Source organism: Bradyrhizobium sp. (assembly GCF_016462955.1).
Classification (GTDB): Bacteria; Pseudomonadota; Alphaproteobacteria; order Rhizobiales; family Xanthobacteraceae; genus Bradyrhizobium.
Genome location: NZ_JAEMSD010000602.1, coordinates 1 through 3622, shown reverse-complemented (window position 1 = coordinate 3622; position 3622 = coordinate 1). Strand labels below are relative to the sequence as shown.

At 67.1% G+C, this 3622-nt stretch carries 1 protein-coding gene; it reads right to left on the bottom strand.

Features of this window, described 5'->3' with window-relative positions; genetic code table 11:
• A partial coding sequence (locus tag JHD07_RS35270; protein ID WP_291630587.1) for a helicase-related protein occupies positions 1-2792 on the bottom strand: 2792 nt, incomplete at its 3' end.
• Positions 2793-3622 lie beyond the last annotated feature (830 nt).

Sequence of the window (3622 nt, the reverse complement as noted above, 5' to 3'; positions counted from 1 at the left end):
GTCTCAGGGGACGTCGCAACCTCCGGGGACGGCGCAGCCTCTTCTGCCGGCGGCGCGATGCCGGGGGCATCTTCAGGCGTGAGTGCGACCTCGGGCGATGATTCCGGCGCCGGCTCGGCCTGCACGACCTCGTCCTGCGGCTCCATGCCGGGCGCGTCTTCGACAGTGACCGCTTCAGCGGCGGCTTCGGTGGAGGCCTCGTCCGGCAGGCCGGCAACGGTCTCGGCTGCGGTCTCGGTCGAGGTCTCCGCACTGCCTTCGGCGGGCGGCGTCTCGGCCGCAACCGTTTCCGTCACCACCGGCTTCGGCGGCAGCGGCGGGCGCTTCTCCATGCGATAGCCGAGCGCGCGGAGCACGGAGGCGAAATCCTCGCCGGCCGAGCCCGTGAGCGAGGTCATCGCCTGCGTCACCACGAAGCTGCGGCCGTCGAAGGCGCCGGCGGGCTTCTCGCCCGGCGAATTCTCGCGCCAGGCCAAAGCGGGGCGGATCAGATCGGCGAGGCGCTCCAGGATGTCGACGCGGACGGCGCGCTCGCCGGCCTGCTTGTAGCCGAGCACGCGATAGGCATCGCGCGGCAGCTGCTTGTCGACCGGGAACGAGGTGCGGCCCGAGGAGGCCAGATGCTGTGCGCCCGACAGCGCGGAGAGATCGACATTGTCCTGCTTCAGCGCCCAGAGCAGCGCGGCGAGCGCACGCGCGGCGGGCTTGAGCAGGCCGGGGAAATAGATGTGATAGGCGCCAAAGCGGACGCCGTATTTGCGCAAGGTCGCGCGCGAGGACTGGTCGAGATCCTTCAGCTCGCTCGCAATCTTCGGCCGCTCCAGCACGCCGAGCGCCTCGACCAGCTGATAGGCGATACCGCGGGCAATGCCGGTGACGTCCTCGGCCTTGCTGAGCTCGAACATCGGCCCGAGCAGTTTTTCGATATGGGTCTTGAGCCAGAGCTCGAGCCGCGCCTGCACCTTGTCGCGGGGGGCGCCGGTCAGGCGCTCGTCGGAGATGATGCGGATGCGCGGATGCAGCGCCTCGTCTGCGGCAGACAGTCGCGCCACGGCATCGCCGGTCCAGCGGATGATGCCTTCGGAGGTCAGCACGAACTGCTCGTCCGGCGCATTGCCCAGCTTTTCGGCGCGCGCATTGATCTCGCCGGCGAGCACCGCTTGCGCTGCAGCCTGCAAGGCTTTCGCATCGGAGCCGGCTTCCGCCGCGTCCGGTGCAAAGGTGAAGCCGTCGAGGCGGCCGATGACATGGCCTTCGACGATGACTTCGCCGGTCTTGCCGATTTCAGTATTCAAGCTCGTGTTCTCCCGCAGGCGGCGCATCAATACACTGGTCCGGCGATCAACGAAACGCTCAGTCAAGCGTTCATGGAGCGCATCCGATAATTTATTTTCGACCTCCCGCGTGACCCCCTGCCAGCGTTCGGGGTCTCTCAGCCAGTCCGGGCGGTTGGCGACGAAGGTCCAGGTGCGGATTTGCGCGATCCGGGCCGACAGCGTGTCGATATCGCCGTCGATGCGGTCGGCCTGGGTGACCTGGGCCTCGAACCAGGAATCGGGGATGCAGCCCTTCTGCATCAGGAAGCCGTACAACGTGGTCACGAGCTCGGCATGGGCCGCCGGCGACAGCTTTCTGTAGTCGGGGACCTGGCAGGCTTCCCAGAGCCGCTCAACGGCGGCCTTGCCATGTGCGACATCGCGCACCTCGCCGTCGCGGGCGGCGTGGTCGAGCACGCGCATGTCCTCGGCGATCGGCGCGCGGGTCAGCGCCTCGTGCCCGGGGCCAACGTTCAGCGACACCTGCAGCGCGCCGAGCGAGGAGAAATCCAGCCTGGCATTGCGCCATTGCAGCACCTTCACCGGATCGAAGGTGTGGTTCTGCAGCGCGTTGACGAGTTCGGGTTCGAACGGCGCGCAGCGGCCCGTGGTGCCGAAGGTGCCGTTGCGGGTGGCGCGGCCGGCGCGGCCGGCGATCTGAGCGAATTCGGACGGGGTGAGGCGGCGGAACTGGTAGCCGTCGAACTTGCGGTCGGAGGCGAAGGCGACGTGGTCGACGTCGAGATTGAGGCCCATGCCGACGGCGTCGGTGGCGACGAGATAATCGACGTCGCCGTTCTGGAACATCTCGACCTGCGCGTTGCGGGTGCGGGGCGAGAGCGAGCCCAGCACAACGGCGGCGCCGCCATGCTGGCGGCGGATCAGTTCGGCGATGGCGTAGACTTCATCGGCCGAGAACGCGACGATGGCGGTGCGGCGCGGCTGGCGCGTGATCTTGCGGTCGCCGGCGAATTCGAGCTGCGACAATCGGGGCCGCGTGATCATGGAGACGCCCGGCAGCAGGCGCTCGATGATCGGGCGCATAGTGGCGGCGCCCAGCAGCAGCGTCTCGTCGCGGCCGCGGCGGTTGAGGATGCGATCGGTGAAGACGTGGCCGCGCTCGAGGTCGCTCGCGATCTGCACCTCGTCGACGGCGAGGAACGAGACATCCAAGTCGCGCGGCATCGCCTCGACGGTCGAGACCCAATAGCGCGGGTTCTTCGGCTTGATCTTCTCTTCACCCGTGACGAGCGCGACGCTGGCCTCGCCCGCGCGGGCGGCGATCTTGTTGTAGACCTCGCGCGCGAGCAGGCGCAGCGGCAGGCCGATCATGCCCGAGGGATGCGCGAGCATCCGCTCGATGGCGAGATGGGTCTTGCCGGTGTTGGTGGGACCGAGCACCGCGGTGACGCCGGCGCCGGGCACGCGATCGGACGCTGCGCGCTCGGAGGCGAAGGGGGAGGGGGGAAAAGCCATGTCTAAGTGATTAGGTAATGGCGATTTGGGCGAATGTCAGTGCTGTATGGGGCGGAGGGGCGGCTGGCCGTGTCAGCCATGTCTCCGAACGCTGGCGGGCGGCTCATACTTCGCTCTCATGCCCCCGGCTCGACCGGGGCATCCAGTACGCCGCGCCCCCTCGGCCCAACCACAACCGCCTCGGCGTACTGGATCGCCCGGTCAAGCCGGGCGATGACACCGTGGGCGTGGGACGCCACCCTCCCCGAACCTTACGCAACTGTTTCACTTTGCGACGCTTTTTCCGCTCGGCTTAAGCTTCGGAACGACTTGAGAACGAATCGCGGCCGAATCGCTGACTCGCCCGTGAGTCCTGTTCCGTTCTCGCAACATGTCGCGGGACTCGTCTGGGTTGCGCACTAGATGGAGTTTTGCGCGGGCGCACAAGCGGACGGATTGGTTAAAGCTGGGGACGGCTCCGAGTCGAATCAGAATCGGGGAGGAGTCAAATGGATTCCCATCTTCGTCATGCGCGGGCTTGACCCGCGCCTCCAGCGAAAGACGGGGTCTCTCGAAGGGGATGGATGGCCGGGTCAAGCCCGGCCATGACGGCCTCCGAACTCATTGTTGCGAAAACAACCCCATGCACAGTAGGTAAGTCATTGAAATCATTGAGGCGCGCTGCCGGACCCGAATTCTCTCGTCATTCCGGGGCGCGCCCCTTGGCGCGAACCCGGAATCCATCAGGCTGCAGAGACGGTGACGCGATGGATTCTCAGGTGCGCAACGGCGCACCCTAGTTCGCGACTGCGTCGCGCCCCGGAATGACGGCGGAGAGAGGGAGGGGCTCC